21 protein-coding genes are annotated in these 20,434 nt (G+C 42.9%); 18 read left to right on the forward strand and 3 right to left on the reverse strand.

Annotation, left to right across the window (positions count from 1 at the left end):
* Positions 1–171: 171 nt before the first annotated feature.
* Positions 172–540, reverse strand: a complete 369-nt coding sequence (locus P7J49_RS10975; protein ID WP_004194874.1) for a DUF3397 domain-containing protein — start codon at positions 538–540, stop codon at positions 172–174.
* Between the two features lie 154 nt (positions 541–694).
* On the opposite strand from P7J49_RS10975, the gene rplK reads away from it, so the two are divergent.
* From rplK to P7J49_RS11040, 13 genes are all read left to right on the forward strand, one after another.
* Entirely contained in the window at positions 695–1,120 is a 426-nt protein-coding gene (rplK, locus tag P7J49_RS10980) for a 50S ribosomal protein L11 (protein WP_002935890.1), read from the forward strand.
* A gap of 40 nt (positions 1,121–1,160) precedes the next feature.
* The gene (rplA, locus tag P7J49_RS10985; protein ID WP_004194879.1) at positions 1,161–1,850 is read left to right on the forward strand and encodes a 50S ribosomal protein L1; all 690 of its coding nucleotides are present in this window, start codon (positions 1,161–1,163) and stop codon (positions 1,848–1,850) included.
* Positions 1,851–1,944: 94 nt separating this feature from the next.
* Positions 1,945–2,232 carry a hypothetical protein gene (locus P7J49_RS10990; protein WP_029998543.1) on the forward strand — a complete coding sequence of 96 codons (288 nt, stop codon included), beginning with the start codon at positions 1,945–1,947 and terminating at the stop codon, positions 2,230–2,232.
* Positions 2,233–2,237: 5 nt separating this feature from the next.
* On the forward strand, positions 2,238–3,026 hold the full coding sequence (gene yghU / locus P7J49_RS10995; RefSeq protein ID WP_408570685.1) for a glutathione-dependent disulfide-bond oxidoreductase: 789 nt from the start codon (positions 2,238–2,240) through the stop codon (positions 3,024–3,026).
* Between the two features lie 357 nt (positions 3,027–3,383).
* Positions 3,384–5,024, forward strand: a complete 1,641-nt coding sequence (locus P7J49_RS11000) for an oligosaccharide flippase family protein (protein ID WP_408570686.1) — start codon at positions 3,384–3,386, stop codon at positions 5,022–5,024.
* 166 nt (positions 5,025–5,190) lie between these two features.
* A complete protein-coding gene (pyrH, locus tag P7J49_RS11005; protein ID WP_015445263.1) occupies positions 5,191–5,925 on the forward strand; it encodes a UMP kinase in 735 nt (244 codons plus the stop codon).
* Between the two features lie 27 nt (positions 5,926–5,952).
* Complete coding sequence (gene frr, locus P7J49_RS11010; RefSeq protein WP_009910199.1) at positions 5,953–6,510, forward strand: ribosome recycling factor; 558 nt, start codon at positions 5,953–5,955, stop codon at positions 6,508–6,510.
* Between the two features lie 131 nt (positions 6,511–6,641).
* A complete protein-coding gene (gene cvfB / locus P7J49_RS11015; protein ID WP_009910197.1) occupies positions 6,642–7,496 on the forward strand; it encodes an RNA-binding virulence regulatory protein CvfB in 855 nt (284 codons plus the stop codon).
* Positions 7,497–7,505: 9 nt separating this feature from the next.
* The gene (locus P7J49_RS11020) at positions 7,506–8,426 is read left to right on the forward strand and encodes a 2-dehydropantoate 2-reductase (protein ID WP_044687162.1); all 921 of its coding nucleotides are present in this window, start codon (positions 7,506–7,508) and stop codon (positions 8,424–8,426) included.
* Between the two features lie 9 nt (positions 8,427–8,435).
* Positions 8,436–8,891: a DUF1801 domain-containing protein gene (locus P7J49_RS11025; RefSeq protein WP_408570687.1), complete on the forward strand. Its 456-nt coding sequence runs from the start codon at positions 8,436–8,438 to the stop codon at positions 8,889–8,891.
* Positions 8,892–8,896: 5 nt separating this feature from the next.
* Complete coding sequence (locus P7J49_RS11030; RefSeq protein WP_009910192.1) at positions 8,897–9,112, forward strand: YozE family protein; 216 nt, start codon at positions 8,897–8,899, stop codon at positions 9,110–9,112.
* Positions 9,113–9,190: 78 nt separating this feature from the next.
* Entirely contained in the window at positions 9,191–10,213 is a 1,023-nt protein-coding gene (locus P7J49_RS11035; protein ID WP_408570688.1) for a PhoH family protein, read from the forward strand.
* Between the two features lie 60 nt (positions 10,214–10,273).
* The gene (locus P7J49_RS11040; RefSeq protein WP_408570689.1) at positions 10,274–12,289 is read left to right on the forward strand and encodes a M13 family metallopeptidase; all 2,016 of its coding nucleotides are present in this window, start codon (positions 10,274–10,276) and stop codon (positions 12,287–12,289) included.
* A gap of 43 nt (positions 12,290–12,332) precedes the next feature.
* On the opposite strand, the gene P7J49_RS11045 is transcribed toward P7J49_RS11040, so the two are convergent.
* Positions 12,333–12,971 carry an MBL fold metallo-hydrolase gene (locus P7J49_RS11045; protein ID WP_408570690.1) on the reverse strand — a complete coding sequence of 213 codons (639 nt, stop codon included), beginning with the start codon at positions 12,969–12,971 and terminating at the stop codon, positions 12,333–12,335.
* A 108-nt stretch (positions 12,972–13,079) separates the two neighbouring features.
* Here P7J49_RS11045 and P7J49_RS11050 point away from each other — a divergent pair, with 108 nt between their 5' ends.
* The 4 genes from P7J49_RS11050 to proC all read left to right on the forward strand — a co-directional run bounded on the left by P7J49_RS11050 (position 13,080) and on the right by proC (position 18,883).
* Positions 13,080–15,548 (forward strand): bifunctional DnaQ family exonuclease/ATP-dependent helicase, encoded by a 2,469-nt coding sequence (locus P7J49_RS11050; RefSeq protein WP_408570691.1) that lies wholly within the window; start codon positions 13,080–13,082, stop codon positions 15,546–15,548.
* 160 nt (positions 15,549–15,708) lie between these two features.
* Positions 15,709–16,785, forward strand: coding sequence for a glutamate 5-kinase (gene proB, locus P7J49_RS11055; RefSeq protein ID WP_408570692.1), 1,077 nt, complete (start codon positions 15,709–15,711; stop codon positions 16,783–16,785).
* Positions 16,786–16,849: 64 nt separating this feature from the next.
* Complete coding sequence (locus P7J49_RS11060; protein WP_408570693.1) at positions 16,850–18,088, forward strand: glutamate-5-semialdehyde dehydrogenase; 1,239 nt, start codon at positions 16,850–16,852, stop codon at positions 18,086–18,088.
* 9 nt (positions 18,089–18,097) lie between these two features.
* Positions 18,098–18,883, forward strand: coding sequence for a pyrroline-5-carboxylate reductase (gene proC, locus P7J49_RS11065; RefSeq protein WP_408570694.1), 786 nt, complete (start codon positions 18,098–18,100; stop codon positions 18,881–18,883).
* 22 nt (positions 18,884–18,905) lie between these two features.
* Here proC and P7J49_RS11070 read toward each other — a convergent pair whose 3' ends face one another.
* A complete protein-coding gene (locus P7J49_RS11070; protein WP_024386397.1) occupies positions 18,906–19,310 on the reverse strand; it encodes a TetR/AcrR family transcriptional regulator in 405 nt (134 codons plus the stop codon).
* 126 nt (positions 19,311–19,436) lie between these two features.
* Between P7J49_RS11070 and P7J49_RS11075 the strand changes: the two genes are divergently transcribed.
* Positions 19,437–20,288, forward strand: a complete 852-nt coding sequence (locus P7J49_RS11075) for a DegV family protein (RefSeq protein WP_172042725.1) — start codon at positions 19,437–19,439, stop codon at positions 20,286–20,288.
* The last annotated feature ends 146 nt before the right edge of the window (positions 20,289–20,434 follow it).

Genomic DNA, 20,434 nt, shown 5'->3' on the forward strand with positions numbered 1-20,434 from the left:
AACCTAGCACAGCCATTAGGCTGTGCTAGCAACCTGCACCTCAGTTCCTTGTCTGAAAGCTAATTCATTCGACTATACATCTACGTCTCCTTGTCTGATTTAGTATAAAAAGAATCCCCACTGCGCCTGCAATGGGGATTTATTATGCCATCTATGAAAGGATAGATGATTTTAGGATTTTAAAGTGAAGACCGCAATAACCAAAGCTAGATACATCAAAAAAGTCAAGATAAAACTAGCTCGCCAGAAAACCTTGAAGAAACGGCGATATAAAAAATTCTTTTTCTTTAAAAGGAAGAAACCACAAAGACCAATCGCTAGTAGTGAGAGGGCTAGGACAAGCTGAGGCAGTAGACTGTTATAGTAGGCCTTGTCCGAAATCAGATAAAATTCAATTGCATAGAGAGGAAAGGCAATGTCTGCAAAGTTCCATCCTCGGTTTTGCAACCTAAAAAACTTGACAGCAATTATCGAAATGGCCAAGGTTAGAAAGATAAATAGGAAGGCTACTATTTTTAAAAATATAATCGATTCAAACATACATTCATTCTATAAAAAATGTGAAAAAAAGTAAACCTAAAGCTTGCATTTCTTTGAAATTCGTGTATAATGAAAAGGTATGTGTAAAACACATATTTGTGGGAGGTAAAAATCTTTAATTACCGCCAAAACCACAATAGGAGGATTTTATATCATGGCTAAAAAAGTCGAAAAACTCGTAAAACTTCAAATTCCTGCAGGTAAAGCTACTCCAGCTCCACCAGTCGGTCCAGCACTTGGTCAAGCAGGTATCAACATCATGGGATTCACAAAAGAGTTTAACGCTCGTACAGCTGACCAAGCTGGTATGATCATCCCAGTAGTTATCTCTGTGTATGAAGATAAATCATTCACTTTCATCACTAAAACACCACCAGCTGCTGTTCTTTTGAAAAAAGCTGCAGGTGTTGAAAAAGGTTCAGGTACACCAAACAAAACTAAAGTTGCAACAGTTACTCGTGCACAAGTACAAGAAATTGCTGAAACTAAAATGCCTGACTTGAACGCTGCATCTCTTGAAGCTGCAATGCGTATGATCGAAGGTACTGCTCGTTCTATGGGATTCACTGTTACTGACTAAGTAGCACCCAAGATTATCTGATTACAAGGAGACATATAACATGGCTAAAAAAAGCAAAAACTTGCGTGCTGCTCTTGAAAAAATCGACAGCACAAAACTTTACAGCGTAGAAGAAGCTGTTGCTCTTGCAAAAGAAACTAATTTCGCTAAATTTGATGCGTCAGTTGAAGTTGCTTACAACTTGAACATCGACGTACGTAAAGCAGACCAACAAATCCGTGGTGCAATGGTATTGCCAAACGGTACTGGTAAAACTTCACGCGTTCTTGTTTTCGCACGTGGTGCTAAAGCAGAAGAAGCAAAAGCTGCTGGTGCAGACTTTGTTGGTGAAGATGACCTTGTTGCTAAAATCAACGGTGGTTGGTTGGACTTCGACGTTGTTATCGCAACTCCAGATATGATGGCTGTTGTTGGACGTCTTGGTCGTGTACTTGGTCCACGTAACTTGATGCCAAACCCTAAAACTGGTACAGTAACAATGGATGTTGCTAAAGCAGTTGAAGAGTCTAAAGGTGGTAAAATCACTTACCGTGCTGACAAAGCAGGTATCGTACAAGCTCTTATCGGTAAAGTATCATTTGACGCTGACAAACTCGTTGAAAACTTCAAAGCTTTCCACGATGTAATGGCTAAAGCTAAACCAGCTACAGCTAAAGGTACTTACATGACTTCAGTATCTATTACAACAACACAAGGTGTTGGTATCAAAGTTGATCCTAACTCACTTTAATCAATAGAAAGATTGTCTATGGGCAATCTTTTTTAGTTGACATTCAATAAAACAAACTCTATAATATATGTATAAAGTGATTGAGGAGGCAACTATGAAGGCGACCTGTAAAGAATTTTATAGTCATCTTTCGGCGGTTTATCAGCTACCAGAAGATGCTATCACATCCGTTTTGCGTGAAAAGGTTTTTGAAACTGCCAAAGAGCTTGAACAAGCTGACAATCTCTACTTGCTTGCTGATCGATTGGGACGCTATGTTACTGCAGAGCTGACAGCCTTGACTTGCCATGCACCAAAAGAGTTGGTTCAGCTTTCTCTTTACATTCAACAACTTCAAAATCACTATCGGATAGCTAGTTTTATCCCAGGAAAGGTAGAATAAAAAAGATGACAGAATACACGAAACCACTCGTTTGGAAGTGGGAAGATGAAAATGACAATCGTTCAGGCAATCGTCCAACAGCAGGCAGTCGCTTTGAACATAAATTACCAAAAGGTGACAAGCCCCTCCAAGTTTATTCCTTGGGAACACCTAACGGTATTAAAGTTGCTATTATGCTAGAAGAGTTGAAGGAACTCGGGATTACCGAAGCTGAATATGACCTCTTTCTCATCAATATCGGTCAAGGAGACCAATTTGGCTCCGATTTTGTTGCCATCAACCCCAACTCCAAAATACCAGCTATGGTGGATTACTCGGAGAAGGAGCCAGTTCGGGTCTTTGAATCTGCCAACATTCTCTACTACTTGGCAGAAAAGTTTGAGGCCTTCCTACCAAAAGCTTGGGCAGAGCGGACAGAGGTTCTTAACTGGATCTTCTGGCAAACTGGCGCCGCTCCATTTGTTGGTGGAGGATTTGGACATTTCTTCCATTACGCTCCGACAGCGCAAGAATATCCGATTAATCGCTATACAATGGAAACTAAGCGTCAGCTGGATCTCTTGGATCAGTTATTAGCGACTAGAGAATATGTAGCAGGTAACACTTATACTATTGCTGATATCGCTATTTGGTCTTGGTATGGTCGCTTGGTTCAGGGTCAACTATATCCAGGTTCGGCAGAATTTTTAGATGTTGATTCTTACAAGTATCTAAAGACCTGGGTAGAGAAAATAGCTCAGCGCCCAGCTGTACAACGAGGGTTGACAGTGAAATATCATTCAATTGATAATTAATTGACTTGCCCACCTTATGGGTGGGTTTTTCTTTTACTTTGGTATGATAAAAGTTTATAATGAAAGAGTTAGACTTTGTGAAAATCCAAAAATAGAAATTAATACTCAATGAAAATCAAAATCAGACTAGCTCCAAAGGTTTGGGGAACCTTTGGAGGTTGGAGATAGGGCGAACGTAGTTCGTTACTACTTACGCAGATAGAACCCTGTTACTATTTTGTTTCAAGGTAACAGGCTGAAAGGCTCCACTGGAGCCTTTCACTCATCAAATCAAGTCAACAACGTCTGATTTTGATTTTCGAAGAGTATAATAATTGAGTTTTCCTGTCTTATATTTACATAGAAAGTAATAGAAAAATGTCCGAAAAAGTTGAAATGCAGCAGTCCAAAGAACAGGCGACAATGGCCAAAGGTTTGGCTTGGTTGACTGCTGGAAATATTCTTAGTCGCCTGCTTGGTGTTGCCTATGTTATTCCCTGGTATATTTGGTTAGGGGAATATCGAGCTGAAGCCAATGCCCTCTTTAGTATGGGGTATCAAATCTATGCCAACTTCTTATTGATTTCAACAGCTGGTCTTCCGACAGCTATTGCCAAACAAGTAGCTAAATACAATGTCTTGGGTAAAGAAGAGGTATCGCTTTACTTGGTCAGAGAATTCTTCAAGCTCATGTTGGTCTTTGGAGCTGTCTTTGCAGGGGTCATGTATCTAAGTGCTCCGTGGTTGGCAGACGCATCGGGGTCGAAGGAAAAGTTACTTCCAGTCATGTATAGTCTAGTCCCACCTCTCTTTATCTTCCCAGCCATGAGTATCTTGCGTGGTTTTTTCCAAGGTCGGCACGATATGAAGCCCTATGCTATCAGCCAGCTTGCAGAGCAACTGGTACGGGTTATCTGGATACTGGCAGCAACATTTATGATTATGAAGTTGGGTAGCGGTGACTATCTTGAAGCAGTTGTCCAATCTACCTTTGCAGCTTTTGTCGGGATGATTGCTAGTGTTGGGATTTTAGTTTATACTTTATGGAAGCAAGGTTACCTTGGTAAGTTGCTTCATGCTAAGAAACAAAAGATTTCTTTGGATACAGGTCAACTTATTAAGGAAACTGTTCGAGATGCGATTCCAATTATCATTTTAGGTCTAACGATTCAATTATTGCAGTTTATTGACCAAGTCACCTTTATTCGTGTTATGGAAAGAATTACGGATTACAGTAATTCGGAACTTTTGGAACTTTATTCATATATGGCTGCCAATCCAAGTAAGATTACGATGATGATTATCGGGATTTCACTGAGTTTGGGAAGTGTTGCTATTCCATTGATTACAGAGAAATTTGTCAAGAAAGATTTGAAGGCGGCGTCTCATTTAGTGGCGGATAATCTACAATTACTCTTTATATTCACTATACCGGCAATTGTTGGAACAGTCCTGTTAGCTGGGCCACTCTATACGATTTTTTACGGACCGTCAGAGCCTATCGCCATTACTCTATTTATTTGGAACTTATTTTTAATTTTACCTCTGGGACTATATTCTGTCATTAGTGTGGTCATTCAAGCGATATTTGAAAATAGAAGAGCCATTTATTATTTCTTGATTGGGATGCTAGTGAAAATCGTTTTACAAGTACCAATGATCTATGTCTTTAAGGTATATGGTAGCTTTATCTCAACGATATTTGGGTTGGGAATTATGCTGTACCTCTTCTATAGACGAATTGACAAGGTTCTGCATATTGATGAAAGACTAGTGATAAAAGATATTGCGACCATTAGTTGGATTTCTATCGTAATGGGACTCATTGTATGGGGGATTGAATTTGTCTTGAATCTTATCCTTCCAGCAAATGGCTATGTATCTAGCTTTATCCACTTGGCCGTTGCAGGTGGAGCAGGTATGCTTGTCTTTGTCATCTTGACATTGAAGACTCGTCAGCTAGATCGTTTAATTGGAAGTCGGGCTCAGAGTTTACGGAGGAAATTGCGCCTAGGCTAGTTTGTTTTAAAAATCTCTATTTTCTACTATTGAAAAGCTGGGAAAAAGAGGCGTTTTAGAATGTGAGAAGGAAAGTTCGTTGAGGATTTTCCTTTTTTCTTGGAGATTTCAGTATAAAAAAAACGGTTTTTGTGGTAGAATAGTAGGGATAAAAAAGAGGAGAGAGATGATGAAACCTAAATACGAACGTATTCTAATCAAACTATCTGGTGAAGCCTTGGCTGGTGAACGTGGTGTCGGTATTGACCTCAAAACTGTTCAGGAAATGGCAAAGGAAATTCAGGAAGTCGCAGAATCAGGTATTCAGATTGCCCTTGTTATTGGTGGTGGTAACCTTTGGCGTGGAGAACCTGCTGCTGAAGCGGGTATGGATCGAGTTCAAGCAGACTATACAGGCATGTTGGGGACTGTTATGAATGCTCTTGTAATGGCTGATTCCCTTAAACAGCTTGGTGTGGATACACGTGTGCAGACAGCGATTGCGATGCAGTCAGTTGCAGAGCCTTATATTCGTGGTCGTGCTCTTCGTCATCTTGAAAAAGGTCGCATTGTTATTTTTGGAGCTGGTATTGGTTCTCCGTACTTCTCAACGGATACGACAGCGGCTCTTCGTGCTGCAGAAATTGAAGCAGATGCGATTTTGATGGCTAAAAATGGTGTGGATGGCGTCTACAATGCTGATCCGAAGAAAGATGCTAATGCAGTTAAATTCAATGAATTGACCCACCGTGAAGTGATTAGTCGTGGTTTGAAAATCATGGATGCGACAGCATCAACTCTCTCAATGGACAATGATATTGATTTGGTCGTGTTCAATATGAATGAACCAGGAAATATTAAACGTGTTGTCTTCGGTGAGCCAATCGGTACTACCGTTTCAAATTCTTCAGAAGAAAAATAAAAGATAAAAAATAAAGAAGGAAGTCTTATGTCTAAAGAAATTATTGCTAAAGCGCAAGAGCGCATGAACCAATCTCATCAGAGTTTGGCACGTGAATTCAGCCACATTCGTGCTGGCCGTGCCAATGCTAGTTTGTTGGACCGTATTTCAGTTGAGTACTACGGTTCTCCAACGCCATTGAATCAGTTGGCTGGTATTACAGTGCCAGAAGCGCGTGTTCTATTGATTACTCCGTTTGATAAGTCAATCTTGAAGGATATTGAGCGTGCTTTGAACGCTTCAGATCTTGGTTTGACACCGCAATCTGACGGTACTGTTATCCGTTTGGTTATTCCTGCCCTTACAGAGGAAACTCGTAAGAACTTGGCGAAGGATGTGAAAAAAGTCGGTGAAAATTCGAAAGTTGCCATCCGTAATATCCGTCGTGATGCCATGGATGAAGCTAAAAAAGCTGAAAAAGCAAAAGAAATCACAGAAGACGAGTTGAAGACGCTTGAAAAAGATATTCAAAAAGTAACAGATGATGCTATCAAGACAATTGATAAAATGACTGCCGACAAAGAAAAAGAATTGTTGGAAGTTTAATCAACAAGTTTTTAAGCTACAAAAACAGATCATCACTGGGCTGTCTAACTTCCAGTGGTGAACCAATAAGAAATCTAATGGGGGGAGTTAGACAAGACTTCCCCCGCTTTTTAATCAGAAAGAAGAAAATCATGAATGATTTATTAGCACAATATATCGTTGGTTTAGTGACTGACGAAAACGATCAGTTTTACTTTGTCCAAAAAGAGGGTAGAACCTTTGCTCTTTCTAAGGATGAAGGAGAACATAGTCTAGGACAATCTGTTAAGGGATTTGCCTATACCGATATGAAACAAAAACTCCGTTTGACAACTAAGGAAGTTGGGGCGAGTCGTACCAGCTTTGGTTGGGGAACTGTCACAGAGGTACGTAAGGATTTGGGTGTCTTTGTGGATACAGGTCTGCCAGACAAGCAAGTGGTTGTTTCCTTGGATATTTTGCCTGAAATCAAGGAACTCTGGCCGAAAAAAGGGGATCAGTTGTACGTCAAATTAGACGTCGATAAGAAGGACCGCATTTGGGCTCTGCCAGCTTTTCAAGAAGATTTTCAGAAAATGGCTGGACCTGCTTATGACAATATGCAAAACCAAAATCTGCGAGCGATTGTCTATCGTTTGAAAATGAATGGTACTTTTGTTTATTTGCCAGACAACAACATGCTTGGTTTTATCCACCCGAGCGAACGCTTTGCGGAACCACGTCTGGGTCAGGTTTTGGAGGCGCGTGTTATCGGCTACCGTGCAGTTGATCGGACCTTGAACTTGTCTCTCAAGCCACGTTCATTTGAGATGCTGGAAAATGATGCCCAGATGATATTGACTTATCTGGAAAGCAATGGAGGTTTCATGACCTTGAACGATAAGTCTGCTCCGGAAGACATCAAGGCCACCTTTGGTATTTCCAAAGGGCAATTCAAAAAAGCTCTTGGTGGTTTGATGAAGGCTGGAAAAATTAAACAGGATTCTTTTGGAACAGAGTTGGTCTAGGGGGCGTCTATGCTAGTATATATTGCTGGAAGTGGGGCAATGGGTTGTCGTTTTGGTTATCAATTGTCTAAGACAAATCATGAAGTGATTTTGCTGGATAATTGGGAAGAGCATATCGAAGCGATTCGAGAAAACGGCTTGAAAGTGACTGGAGATGTAGAGGAAACTGTACACTTACCCATCATGAAACCGACCGAAGCAACGAGAGAAGCAGATTTTATCATTCTACTGACAAAGGCTGATCAGTTGCCAAAGATGTTGCGGGATATTAAACCGATTATCGGTCCAACTACCAAGGTTTTGAGTCTCTTGAATGGTTTGGGGCATGCGACGACCATGCGTAGGTATGTGCCAGATGAAAGTATTATGGTTGGGGTGACCATGTGGTTGGCGGGACTAAAGGGTCCTGGACATGCTCACTTAGAAGGTCCGGGTTCTATCTCCGTTCAGCATATTCTTGGTGATGAGCAATCAGTTGCGGATATTATTGAAATGCTGAATGAAGCTGGGCTAAATGTGACCTATGACAATCATGTTGTTAGTGCTATTTGGCAGAAAGCCTGTGTAAATGGTGTGATGAATCCAACTTGTACCATTTTAGACTGTACAATTGGTGAATTATTTGGTACGGAGGCTGGGCTGAATCTAGTACAGGGGATTTTCAAGGAATTTATCGCCGTTGCCAAGTCTGAGGCAGATGGAATTGACGAAGAAGCTATTTGGAAATATGTTATTGATGCTTCGAAGAAGGCTTCCAATCACTATCCATCTATGCACCAGGATTTGGTCCAACATGGTCGAAAGACAGAAATTGATTATCTGAATGGAGCGGTTGTTTTTAAGGGCAAACGTGCAGGTATTCCAACACCCTATTGCCAAATGATAACGGACATGATTCATGCCAAAGAGAGTATGCTGGGGTTGAGATAGGAGAAAGTCATGCTGATTGAAGTGGAAACGATTGAAGAATATATAGCTGTCTTGCCTGAAAATCGGAAGGAAGCGGTTGAACGGCTCCATCAAGTGATTGTGGAACAGTTACCAGCTGGTTTTGAAGTAGGAATCTTGGGAGGTATGATTAACTATTATGTGCCGCTTGCTGCCTATCCTGATGGTTATCATTGCACACCGGGAGAGCCCCTGCCTTTCCTTGCCTTGGCATCACAAAAGGCACACATCGCCCTCTACCACACGGGAATCTATATGGACCAAGAGTTGAATGATTGGTTCGTTGCTGCTTATCAAGCACAGGTGCCTACCAAACTGGATATGGGCAAGTCCTGTTTTCGTATGAAAAATCCCAAGAATATTCCTTATGAATTGATAGGGGAATTGGTGACAAAGATGTCTATGGAGCGCTATATAGAGCTCTACGAAAAAAATCATAGAAAGTAAATGTAGTGAGAAGAAGTTTTTATTCTTGGTTGATGACCCAACGCAATCCGAAAAGTAATGAACCAGTAGCTATCTTAGCAGATTATGCCTTTGATGAATCTGATTTTCCTAAGCAATCAGATAATTTCGATGAAGTCAGTCGTTTTTTAGAGGAATCGGCCAGCTTTGCCTTTTCCATGTCTGATTTTGATGCGATTTGGGAAGATTATTTGGGACATTGATGGATAAAATAGTACAAAATAGCCCTGTTTGGGCTATTTTTGTTATAATAGAGAAAAGCACAGGAAAAGGAGCAACTCTTGCTAGAACATTCAATTGATATTCACTTAAAACATCCAGATGATCTATTTAGCCTTTTTGGGTCCAATGAACGCCATCTGAGATTGATGGAACAGGAACTAGGTGTGGTTATTCATGCACGGACGGAAAAAGTTCAAGTGATTGGGCAAGAAGAGCATGTCGAACAGGCTCGTTTGGTTATCCAGTCCCTATTGGTTTTGGTCAATCGGGGTCTTGTCATCAATACGCCAGATGTGGTCACAGCTATTTCCATGGCAAAAAATGATGAGATAGAGAAATTCGTTGCCCTCTATGAAGAAGAGATTATCAAGGATAACTACGGTAAACCTATTCGCGTAAAGACTCTTGGTCAAAAACTCTATGTAGACAGCGTAAAGCGTCATGACATCGTGTTTGGAATTGGACCAGCTGGTACTGGTAAGACCTTCTTGGCGGTTACTCTAGCTGTAACAGCCCTCAAGCGGGGACAGGTCAAGCGGATTGTCCTAACCCGTCCTGCGGTCGAGGCGGGCGAAAGTTTAGGTTTTTTGCCAGGGGATTTGAAAGAAAAAGTAGATCCTTATTTGCGCCCGGTCTATGACGCCCTCTACCAGATTTTGGGCAAGGAGCAGACCACGCGCCTAATGGAGCGAGAGATTATTGAGATTGCACCGCTGGCCTATATGCGGGGTCGGACGCTGGAAGATGCCTTTGTCATCTTGGATGAGGCGCAAAATACCACCATTATGCAGATGAAGATGTTCCTGACCCGTCTGGGCTTTAATTCCAAGATGATTGTCAATGGGGATATTAGTCAGATTGACCTGCCGCGCAAGGTTAAGTCAGGCTTGATTGATGCGACGGAGAAGTTGAGTAAGATTCCACAGATTGATTTCGTGCATTTTTCAGCCAAGGATGTGGTTCGCCATCCAGTCGTTGCCCAGATTATTAACGCTTACGAGCAGGAGGCTCTGGCTGCGGATGGTCGAGCAAGTTTTGAGACGATTGGGGAGCTGAAGAAAGAGCAAGATGCGGAGGAGTAATTATTTTCTGCATCTTTGTCTGTCGAAATAGTTTGTGGAAAACAAATGAGGGAGTGACGCGTGATAAAACAAGGTCTACTGAGATTGGTTTTGCTTGGTTTTAGCTGTCTCTTAGCTGCCTGTGGTGGTCAGAAAATAAGAGATGACCAAACACAAGTTGAAAAAGCAGAACCGACTATCCAAACTAATTTTTATCAAGCCATAAACAAGGACTGGTTAAATGGTGGCTGGTTATCAAGTGGTACACCATTCTACAATGAGTTTACAAGATTGCAAATGGAAGTAGATGAGCAATTAAAATCGGATTTTGACAAAATGGTAGCTGGTCAGCTAGAGCCTCAGTCTGAGGATTTAGTAGAATTTATCAAGTTGTATCAGCAAGGTCTTGATTTTACCAAAAGGGAAGAAGATGGTGTCAGAGTAGCTAGAATGATACTGGATGAAATGATGGGAATTACTTCGTTTTCCGAGCTGAAATCGCTTAGTCAAGATTGGATTCGTAAGGACTATCCATTGCCCTATGGTCTTGATGTGATTGCCAATCCACGAAACACATCTGAAAGAATGCTAATTTTGCTACCACCTCAGACGATTCTACCTGATAAGTCTTACTATGAAGACAGGACTGTTCGTGAGAAACTCATGGATTCTTACCGTATATCTGCGAGACATATTTTGGAAAAATGTGGCTACTCAGACGAGGAGGCCACTGCTTTGGTTGAAGGTGCCATTGCTTTTGACAATCGACTCGTTGACACTCTACCAGCTAGCGAGAATGTGCATAGTGATTGGGGACCTGTGAACGCAGAAGAACTTAGAACATTTTCAGAGGTTAAAAACTACTCTCCAGCTTTATCAATTGGAGAACAATTAGTAGGACTGGTGGGCTTGGAACCGGAGGAAGTTTATGTCTCTAATCCAAGTTATTTTGAACAATTGTCCCAATTTATCAAGGAAGAAAATTTCTCAGAATATCGATCATGGGCTTTGGTTAGTCAAGCAATGAAGTTAGCCCCCTATTTGACTGGGGAAATCATGCAGACAGCAGGGAGATTTCATGCAGAAGTCCAAGGACTTTCAGCCTCCTATCCGAATAATTACATGACTTATCTGGATGTGACTGGAATGTTCAAGGAAAGTTTGGGTGTTTATTATGGTCGTAACTATGCCGATGAAACGGACTTACTTGCCATTCAGGAGATGGCTAAGGCAATCTCTAGGACCTATCAGGAAAGGATTCTAGCCAATGATTGGCTTAGTCAAGCCACCAAGCAAGCTGCAATTAAAAAATTAGAAAATATCACCTATCATATCGGCTATCCAAGGGAGATGAGCGACTGGACCAAGTCATTAAAGGTTCAGGAAGACTTGTCTTATATTGAAAATATTTTGGCAATTACGATTCAAGCTAGAACAGGAGTTTTCGAGCGTTATAGTCAGCCAATCGATAGACAAACTTGGACTAGCAATGTATCGGCAAGTGAAGTAACAGCAGCCTACGCTCCTAGTCAGAATGCGATTTATATTCCAGCGGCTATTTTACAAGCTCCTTATTATGACAAAAATCAATCTGTAGCTGAGAATTATGGCGGGATTGGTAAAATTATCGCTCATGAGTTTGTGCATGCCTTTGATGCCACAGGAGCAAATTTTGATGAGACTGGTAGTCTAAAAGACTGGTGGACAGAGCGAGATAGACTAGCGTTTGAAGAAAAAAATCAAGCCCTAGTAGACTTGTTTGATGGTCTGGAAGTTTATGGTGGTAGAATAAATGGGCAACAGACTCTATCTGAAAATCTTGCGGATTTGGGAGGAATACAGATTGCCTTGTCTACGCTCAAAAAAGAAGAACCGTCAGCTAATCTAAAAGAATTTTTTGAGCACTATGCCCGTAGCCGTCGAGAAATAGTTGCGGTTGATTATGGCCGTTATCAACTTCAGGTAGACACACATTCTCCTGAGGAATTTCGGGTCAATCTCCAATTACAGCAAATAGATGATTTTTATAAAGTCTACCATATTCAAGAAGGTGACCCAATGTATAGGTCACCCGAAGAGAGAATGATTATTTGGTAAATTAAAAACTGCCTGGTTCAATCAGAACTGGGCAGTACTTATTTTACATTCTAAAAAATGGATTAAAATTTTTCTCATGTCCAACGCTGGTATTTTGACCATGACCTGGATGGACAGTGTAGTGGTTTGGCAGGGTAAAAATGTATTCTCTGATACCTGCAATCAGGTCATCAAAGTTGCTGGTTGGTAGGTCTGTACGTCCAATGGTTTCCCGGAAAAGTGCGTCTCCAGTGATGACACATTCATCCTCTGGGAAGATAAAGGAAACACCACCAATAGAGTGCCCAGGTGTTGGAACTACCTTGAAATGAAAACCGTCAAACTGGTAGTCTTCTTGGTATTGGAAGATTTTTTCAGCAGGTCGGCAGACTACATTTTCCATATCATCATGACGAGGTAGACCTGATAGATTCATCTCTGGTGTGTAGAGCCAGCTGGCTTCACTTTCAGCCACATAGACAGGCGGGAAATTGTAGGTCTCACGCAGGATGTCCAAACTCATAATATGGTCATAGTGGGTGTGGGTCAGGAGAATAGCCGAAATTGGTTTTCCGATTTTTTCGATAGTTGCTTGAATTTTTGTCCAGTCACTCCCAGGGTCAATGATAATCAGATGGGTATCATTTTCAAGGTAGTAGGTATTTTGAAAAGCGACAGGATTGACAGATTTGTGAATAATCATCATATTTCTCCTCACAGAAACGGTTTTTATACAAGTAGTCTAACAAAAAATTCCAACGACTTCATGGATTTTGTTTGAGGCTTTTTCCTTACGCTCTATTGTGCTATAATGAACAGTATGAAAGATACGCGAACAAGCAATCGGTATGCCGTTGTGGATTTGGAAGCAACTGGTACAGGTGCCGATGCAAAAATCATTCAAATCGGGATTGTTCTTGTTGAAAATGGAGAAATTATTGACAGTTACGCAACGGACATCAATCCCTATGAGCTACTGGATGACCATATCAAGAATCTGACAGGTATCACAGACCAGCAATTGGAGCAGGCACCTGATTTTGGTCAGGTTGCAAGTAGGATTTACGACATGATTGGTGATGCTATTTTCGTAGCCCATAATGTCAAGTTTGATGCTAATCTCTTGGCAGAAGCTCTTTTCTTTGAAGGTTATGAACTGCTGACACCGCGCGTGGATACGGTGGAATTGGCACAATTATTTTTCCCGACATTTGATAAATACAGTCTGGGCAATCTAGCAGAGCATTTGGACTTGGGTCTGGACCAGGCACACACGGCTATTTCAGATGCTCTGGCAACGGCTCGACTTCTTATCAAAATTCAAGAGAAAATCAAGAGTTTGCCTCGAACTGTTGTTGATAAAATTCTTGATTTGGCGGACAATCTGCTCTTTGAATCCAGGATGGTCATTGATGAGATGGTGCCTGTTCTGTCAGAAAATCTATTATACGATTTAGAATCTATTCATGACTTGGTCTTGAAAAAGCCAGAAGAAATCAAGTCAACCTACCGATTATCTGAAGATTTTTCGACCAATATTGCCCTTCTCGGCTTGCATGAACGAAAAAAACAAACTGCTTTTGCTCAAGTAGTAGAAAAACGCTTGGTTGACGAAGAAAAAGTGCATTTTATCCAAGCGCAGGCAGGTTTGGGGAAGACTTACGGTTATCTCTTGCCTTTACTTGCCAGGTCAGAAAAGCCTCTTTTGGTCACCGTACCGACCAAGCTCCTTCAAGAACAGATTATGGAAAAAGAGGGGAGTAAGCTGAGAGAGAGTTTCCATATTTCCATGGCTTCCCTCAAGTCGCCCAAGCATTTTATCAAGTTAGACAACTACTGGAAAACCCTGCAGCGACAGGATGATAATCGCCTGGTCAATCAATTCAAAATGCAGGTGCTTGTCTGGTTATGCGAAACCACGACAGGTGATTTGGATGAGCTTAAGCAAAAACAACGCTATCAAGCTTACTTTGATGAGATTGCCCACGATGGGAAATTGGAGCCTGAAAGTCTTTTCTGGGGCTGGGATTTTTGGCAACGATTGAACCAACAAGCTCTCTCTAGTAGACTGCTCATTACCAACCACGCTTATTTTCTCAACCATCTTAAGGATCAAGATCCTCTCATGGATAAGCGTCTGGTGGTGATTGATGAAGCACAAAAGTTTCTCTTGGCTGCTGAAAATCTAGCGACGGATTCTCAGGATATAACAGCTCTTTTGCAAGTATTGCAGAGCAAAAAAGATAAGTCAGATAGTCTATTAGACCAACGGCTCTACGAATCCTGCCAGTTTGAACTCAACCACTTTTTGAGTCGTTTTCGTCAGCATGGTCAACGAGAGGTTCAAAAGGCTGAACTGGGTCAAGTCAAGCAGAATCTGGCTGAGTTACAAGATGTTGACCTACAAGACCTGGACCAACTCCTTGATGTCTACGACCATTTTTGGCTGGAGGAAAAGTATCTTGAGGACAAACGAATTGCTTATTTGCGGGGCTCCAAGGACAGCCTCCTAAATGCGACCAACTACCTGCCAGATACCAAGATTTTCTGCATCAGCGCCACCTTGACCATCAGCAAAAAGGTCAGTCTGGCGGATTTGCTGGGCTTTGAGCAGGTCACCATGGACTTGCTTCCGACCCAGGCAGTGACCAACCAGCAGTTGCTTTTTCCGACCCATCTCCCCGACATCCTCGCTTGGACCAAGGAAGAGCACGCTGCCTATTTGGCTACTACTTTAGGAGAAATAGCAGAGCTGGGACGACCGATTTTAGTTTTGTTTACCTCTATCTCACTGCTTATGCAGGTGTCGGATTTGTTAGAAGGCAGTAATATTCCCCACCTAGCCCAGCACAAGCATGGACAGGAAATGACCCTTAAACGAAAATTTGAACGAGGTGAATGTCAGATCTTACTGGGCACAGGTGTCTTCTGGGAGGGCGTTGACTTTGCCAGTCAGAATCAATTGATTCAGGTTATTACAAGGCTCCCATTTGACAATCCCAAGGACCGGTTTGTGCAAAAAATCAATCACCATCTGCGTGAAGAAAGGAAAAATCCATTTTATGATTATAGCCTGCCTATGATGATGATTAAGCTCAAACAAGCCATCGGCCGTACCAATCGGCATGACAAACAAGATTCTATAGTCTTGGTTTTGGACCCGCGTGTTCACACCAAACGCTATGGACAGCAAATTCTGTCCTTCTTTGAGAAAGATTATTCAATGTTAAGTGTGGATGTGAAAGAAATAGAAGGAGCTATTCAAGATTTTTTTGAATAAGTTGAAAGGGAGCCACAAGGCTTCCTTTTGTTTCCAGCGTTTTTTAATGCTACTCATGATTAGGAATCTATTCCCTCTCTCCTTGCCGAATAACAGTGATTTTCTTTATGATTAAAATATGGTATAATTTTCCAAATATTAGTTTTTGTGAGAAGAGATTATGACAGAAAAAACGATTGTATTTAAGGTTGGGACGAGTTCTCTGACGCAAGAAAATGGCAGTCTGGACCGTATCAAGATTGCTCGGATTACCAATCAGCTGGCTCAGTTGCATCAGAAGGGCTACCAGATTGTGCTGGTGACGTCGGGCTCGATTGCTGCTGGTTTTCGGAGATTGGGATTTGACAAGCGACCGACCAAGATTGCGGAGAAGCAGGCTTCTGCTGCGGTTGGTCAGGGCTTGCTGATTGAGGAATACACGCAAAATCTAATGAAGGATGGCATTGTGTCGGCTCAGATTTTGCTGACCCAGGATGATTTTGCGGATGCCAGACGTTATCAGAATGCCTCTCAAGCCTTGCAGGTCTTGCTGAAACAACGTGCTATTCCTATTATTAACGAAAATGATACCATTGCCATTGAGGAGATTAAGGTGGGGGATAACGATACTTTATCTGCCCAGGTGGCTTCACTACTGAAAGCAGACCTCTTGGTGCTTTTGACAGATGTAGATGGACTTTACACGGCCAATCCTAACAGCGACCCCAATGCCAAACATTTGCCAGAGATTAAGGAAATTACGGAAGATTTGTTTGCCATGGCAGCAGGAGCAGGATCGTCCAACGGAACAGGTGGCATGACCACCAAATTGCAGGCGGCACAGATTGCGACCAAGTCAGGCGTACCTGTCTTTATCTGCTCTTCAAAAGAGGATACGGCCCTTCTACAAGCGGTTACTCAAACCAACCGTGGCACCCTCTTTTTAGCGGACGACCACGCCATGAACCAACGCAAGCAGTGGATGGCCTTCTATGCTCGGACAGATGCGGCGGTTGAAGTGGATGCAGGAGCGGTTGATGCCATGTTGCACCAAGGCCGCAGTTTGTTAGCAGCAGGAGTCAGAGCCCTAGAAGGCGACTTTGAAGTAGGACAGGTCGTGGAAGTTTACAGTCAAGCAGACCACCGCTTGATTGGTAAAGGACGGGTCAAGCTGTCCTCCAAGGACTTGCAGGACCAGTTGGTCAATGGCAGAGCGGAAGGCGTATTGATTCACCGCAACGATTGGGTTAGTTTATAGTCATTCAGTATATTTTTTATTGCTTAGACGATGAGCAAATTGAAAGACTAAATAGGAGAAAGATATGACAACAACACAAGCATTATTAGACAGTTTATTGGCCCATAAGGCCTCTATCAATCTGGCAACAACCGAACAAAAAAACCAGGCTCTATCAGCCATGGCAGACCAGTTGGTTGCCCAAGCTGAGGCAATCCTAGCAGGTAATGCTATCGACAAGGAAAATGCCCAAGGCAAGATTAGCCAAGTCATGCAGGACCGTTTGCTCCTGACAGCTGATCGGATTGAAGCCATGGCAGATGGCATTCGGGCCTTGATTGGCTTGCCAGATCCAGTTGGTTTGATCTTGGAAGAATCTACTCGGGCAGACGGCTTACGCATTCGCAAGAAATCCATTCCCTTTGGTTTGGTGGGAATGATTTACGAAAGTCGTCCAAATGTGACCTCAGACGCCGCTGCCTTGGCTATCAAGAGCGGAAATGCAGTCATCTTGCGTGGTGGCAAGGAAGCTTTTCATTCAGCCCAGGCCATTGTCACGGCCCTCAAAGCTGGTTTGGAGCAAGCTGGTCTTTCGCCAAAGGTCATCGAGCTAGTCCAAGATACCAGCCGTGCCTCTGCGACCGAGTTGATGACTGCCAAAGGCAAGATTGACCTCTTGGTGCCACGTGGCGGTGCAGGACTCATTCAAGCCGTCGTTGAAAATGCGACTGTGCCAGTTATCGAAACAGGCACAGGCATCTGCCATGTCTATGTAGATAAGGATGCGGACTTGGACCAGGCCTTGCGGATTGTGGTCAACGCCAAAACCAGTCGTCCCTCAGTCTGCAATGCGGCGGAAGTCTTATTGGTTCATGAAGAAATTGCCAGCCAATTCCTACCTCGTCTTGAGGAAGCTCTTTCTGGTCAGGTAGAATTGCGGGCTGACCAGAAGGCTCAGGCTCTTCTCAACCAATCTACACCGGCAGGTGAGCAGGATTTTGATACAGAATTTCTGGACTTTATCTTGGCTGTCAAAGTCGTTTCAAGTGTCGAAGAAGCCATCAGCCACATCGCTCAACACTCGACAGGGCACAGCGAGGCCATTGTGACGGAAAACAGCCAGACGGCAGACCTCTTTACGCTCTACGTAGACTCGGCGGCAGTCTATGTCAATGCCTCGACCCGCTTCACAGACGGGGGTGAATTCGGTCTGGGCTGCGAGTTGGGCATTTCCACCCAGAAGATGCACGCCCGTGGTCCAATGGGCCTGCGTGAGATGACCACCTACAAGTACATCATCACAGGCGACGGCCACATTCGTTAGGAGGACAAGATGAAGATTGGATTTATCGGACTAGGCAACATGGGAGCGGCCTTGGCTCATGCAGTCAGCCAGCAGCCAGATACCCAGCTCCTCCTCAGCAACCACAACCCAGCAAAAGCTCAGGCTCTACAAGATCAGCTGGGCGGTCAGCTCTTGTCTAATGGACAAATAGCAGAGCAGGCCGAGATTATTTTCCTTGGGGTCAAGCCTCACCTGATTCAGTCAGTCTTGTCTGGTTTACAGGACCAGATTAGCCAGAATCCGTCAGCTATCTGGATTTCCATGGCAGCGGGAGTGCCCCTTGACAGCCTGGTAGAATATGTAGCGGCAGATAAGCTCATCCGCATCATGCCCAATACACCTGTCGCTATCGGCCAAGGTATGACAACCTATAGCGTGGTCAATCAAGAGCTCGCTCCGCTATTGGAACAAATCCTAGAAAAATCAGGCAAGGTCCAGCAGGTACCAGAGAGCCTGATCGACGCAGCAACGGCTATCGCAGGCTGCGGACCAGCCTTTGTCTATCAGATGATTGAGGCTTTGACCGATGCAGGTGTGCAAAACGGGCTCACGGCTCAAGATGCCAAGGTTTTGGCGGCCCAAACCCTAGCAGGAACTGCTCAGATGGTCTTAACCAGCGATAAACACCCAGCCCAGCTGAGACAGGAAGTGACCTCGCCAGGCGGCTCGACTATCGCAGGTGTGGTAGCTCTTGAAAAAGAAGGCTTCCGTTACGCCATTATCAAGGCAGTCGCCGCCGCCCTCAAAAAGACTAGAAAATTAGGCAAAAAATAGAAGACAGCAAAAAACGGGACTTTTAATCCCGTTTTGTTTTTTCCTTGATCCATTGACTGACGTTGGACAGGGCCTTGCTTTGCTCTGCCTTGCGTTTTTGTTCGTGGACAAAATCTGCAAAGCTTTGCTTGACACCGTCCTTTTGAACCTTGTCCTGCAAATCATGCCATTTCTTTTTAAGGTTGTTAGAAGTCCGTTCGTAATAGTCTTCAAGGATTTCTTCCTTGGACTTGTAATTGCGGTAGAAGGCATTGCGTGACACACCAGCTTTTCGGACCAATTCAGATACCGAAATTTGCTTGAGCTCCTTTTTCTCTAGGAGAAATAGCAGAGCAGTTTCTATTGATTCCTTAGTCAGTTGATTTGCTTCTTTATTTGATTGATAGAGGTTTTTCAAAGATTGGGGTGAAATTTTACGACCTGCCATAGTTTTCCTTTTCCGAGTGTCACATCTGAAAGAAAATGCTTTCAGATGGGGTAGTTTAATGATATAATTGTAAGTAAATAGAGATTTATTGTCAAATAAAAAAGTAAAATTGGAAATGAGAATATTATGACAAAATGGAAAATTGTTGCAGATTCGGGCTGCGACTATCGTCAATTAGCTAATCTAGCTCCGGACACTGAATTTATTAGTGTGCCACTCACCATCCAAGTTGGAGAACAAGCATTTGTTGATGATGCAAGCTTGGATATTGATCACATGATGGAGGTGATGGAAGCATCTAAGTCTGCAGCGGGGTCTGCGTGCCCAAGTCCGCAGGCTTATCAGGCAGCTTTTGAGGGAGCTGAGAACATTATCGTTGTGACGATTACAGGAGGGCTATCAGGTAGTTTTAATGCGGCACGTGTAGCTAGGGATATGTATATCGAAGAGCATCCGAATGTCAATATCCATTTGATAGATAGTTTGTCAGCCAGTGGGGAAATGGATTTACTTGTTGACGAAATCAATCGCTTAATTGGTGCAGGACTAGATTTTCCACAAGTAGTAGAAGCGATAACTCACTATCGGGAACACAGTAAGCTCCTCTTTGTTTTAGCGAAGGTCGATAATCTTGTTAAGAATGGAAGACTGAGCAAATTGGTAGGCACTGTCGTTGGTCTTCTCAATATCCGTATGGTTGGTGAGGCAAGCGCTGAAGGAAAATTAGAGTTGCTTCAAAAGGCGCGTGGTCATAAGAAATCTGTGACAGCAGCCTTTGAAGAAATGAAAAAAGCAGGTTATGATGGTGGTCGAATTGTCATGGCCCACCGCAACAATGCTAAGTTCTTCCAACAATTCTCAGAGTTGGTAAAAGCAAGTTTTCCAATGGCTGTTATTGACGAAGTTGCAACATCAGGTCTATGCAGTTTTTATGCTGAAGAAGGTGGACTTTTGATGGGCTATGAAGTGAAAGCGTGATTCACAGAGTAATACTCAATGAAAATCAAAAGTAGCCAAGGAAACGAAGTCGAAGATAGAACTCTGTTAAAGGTAACAGGCTGAAAACCTCCACTGGAGCTTTTCACTCATCAAGGCAAGTTGACAACGGATAATTTTGATTTTCG

Source organism: Streptococcus suis, from assembly GCF_046032515.1.
GTDB lineage: Bacteria > Bacillota > Bacilli > Lactobacillales > Streptococcaceae > Streptococcus > Streptococcus suis_AL.

Excerpts from the sequence above, each read along its gene's own strand:
- P7J49_RS11045 (WP_408570690.1), bottom strand. The coding sequence starts at position 12,971 with ATGATTATTCACAAATCTGTCAATCCTGTCGCTTTTCAAAATACCTAC.
- frr (WP_009910199.1), top strand. The coding sequence starts at position 5,953 with ATGTCTAAAGAAATTATTGCTAAAGCGCAAGAGCGCATGAACCAATCT.
- P7J49_RS10990 (WP_029998543.1), top strand. The coding sequence starts at position 1,945 with ATGAAGGCGACCTGTAAAGAATTTTATAGTCATCTTTCGGCGGTTTAT.
- pyrH (WP_015445263.1), top strand. The coding sequence starts at position 5,191 with ATGATGAAACCTAAATACGAACGTATTCTAATCAAACTATCTGGTGAA.
- proC (WP_408570694.1), top strand. The coding sequence starts at position 18,098 with ATGAAGATTGGATTTATCGGACTAGGCAACATGGGAGCGGCCTTGGCT.
- P7J49_RS10975 (WP_004194874.1), bottom strand. The coding sequence starts at position 540 with ATGTTTGAATCGATTATATTTTTAAAAATAGTAGCCTTCCTATTTATC.
- P7J49_RS11075 (WP_172042725.1), top strand. The coding sequence starts at position 19,437 with ATGACAAAATGGAAAATTGTTGCAGATTCGGGCTGCGACTATCGTCAA.
- P7J49_RS11050 (WP_408570691.1), top strand. The coding sequence starts at position 13,080 with ATGAACAGTATGAAAGATACGCGAACAAGCAATCGGTATGCCGTTGTG.
- proB (WP_408570692.1), top strand. The coding sequence starts at position 15,709 with ATGACAGAAAAAACGATTGTATTTAAGGTTGGGACGAGTTCTCTGACG.
- rplA (WP_004194879.1), top strand. The coding sequence starts at position 1,161 with ATGGCTAAAAAAAGCAAAAACTTGCGTGCTGCTCTTGAAAAAATCGAC.
- P7J49_RS11000 (WP_408570686.1), top strand. The coding sequence starts at position 3,384 with ATGTCCGAAAAAGTTGAAATGCAGCAGTCCAAAGAACAGGCGACAATG.
- P7J49_RS11060 (WP_408570693.1), top strand. The coding sequence starts at position 16,850 with ATGACAACAACACAAGCATTATTAGACAGTTTATTGGCCCATAAGGCC.
- P7J49_RS11070 (WP_024386397.1), bottom strand. The coding sequence starts at position 19,310 with ATGGCAGGTCGTAAAATTTCACCCCAATCTTTGAAAAACCTCTATCAA.
- P7J49_RS11020 (WP_044687162.1), top strand. The coding sequence starts at position 7,506 with ATGCTAGTATATATTGCTGGAAGTGGGGCAATGGGTTGTCGTTTTGGT.
- rplK (WP_002935890.1), top strand. The coding sequence starts at position 695 with ATGGCTAAAAAAGTCGAAAAACTCGTAAAACTTCAAATTCCTGCAGGT.
- P7J49_RS11025 (WP_408570687.1), top strand. The coding sequence starts at position 8,436 with ATGCTGATTGAAGTGGAAACGATTGAAGAATATATAGCTGTCTTGCCT.
- cvfB (WP_009910197.1), top strand. The coding sequence starts at position 6,642 with ATGAATGATTTATTAGCACAATATATCGTTGGTTTAGTGACTGACGAA.
- yghU (WP_408570685.1), top strand. The coding sequence starts at position 2,238 with ATGACAGAATACACGAAACCACTCGTTTGGAAGTGGGAAGATGAAAAT.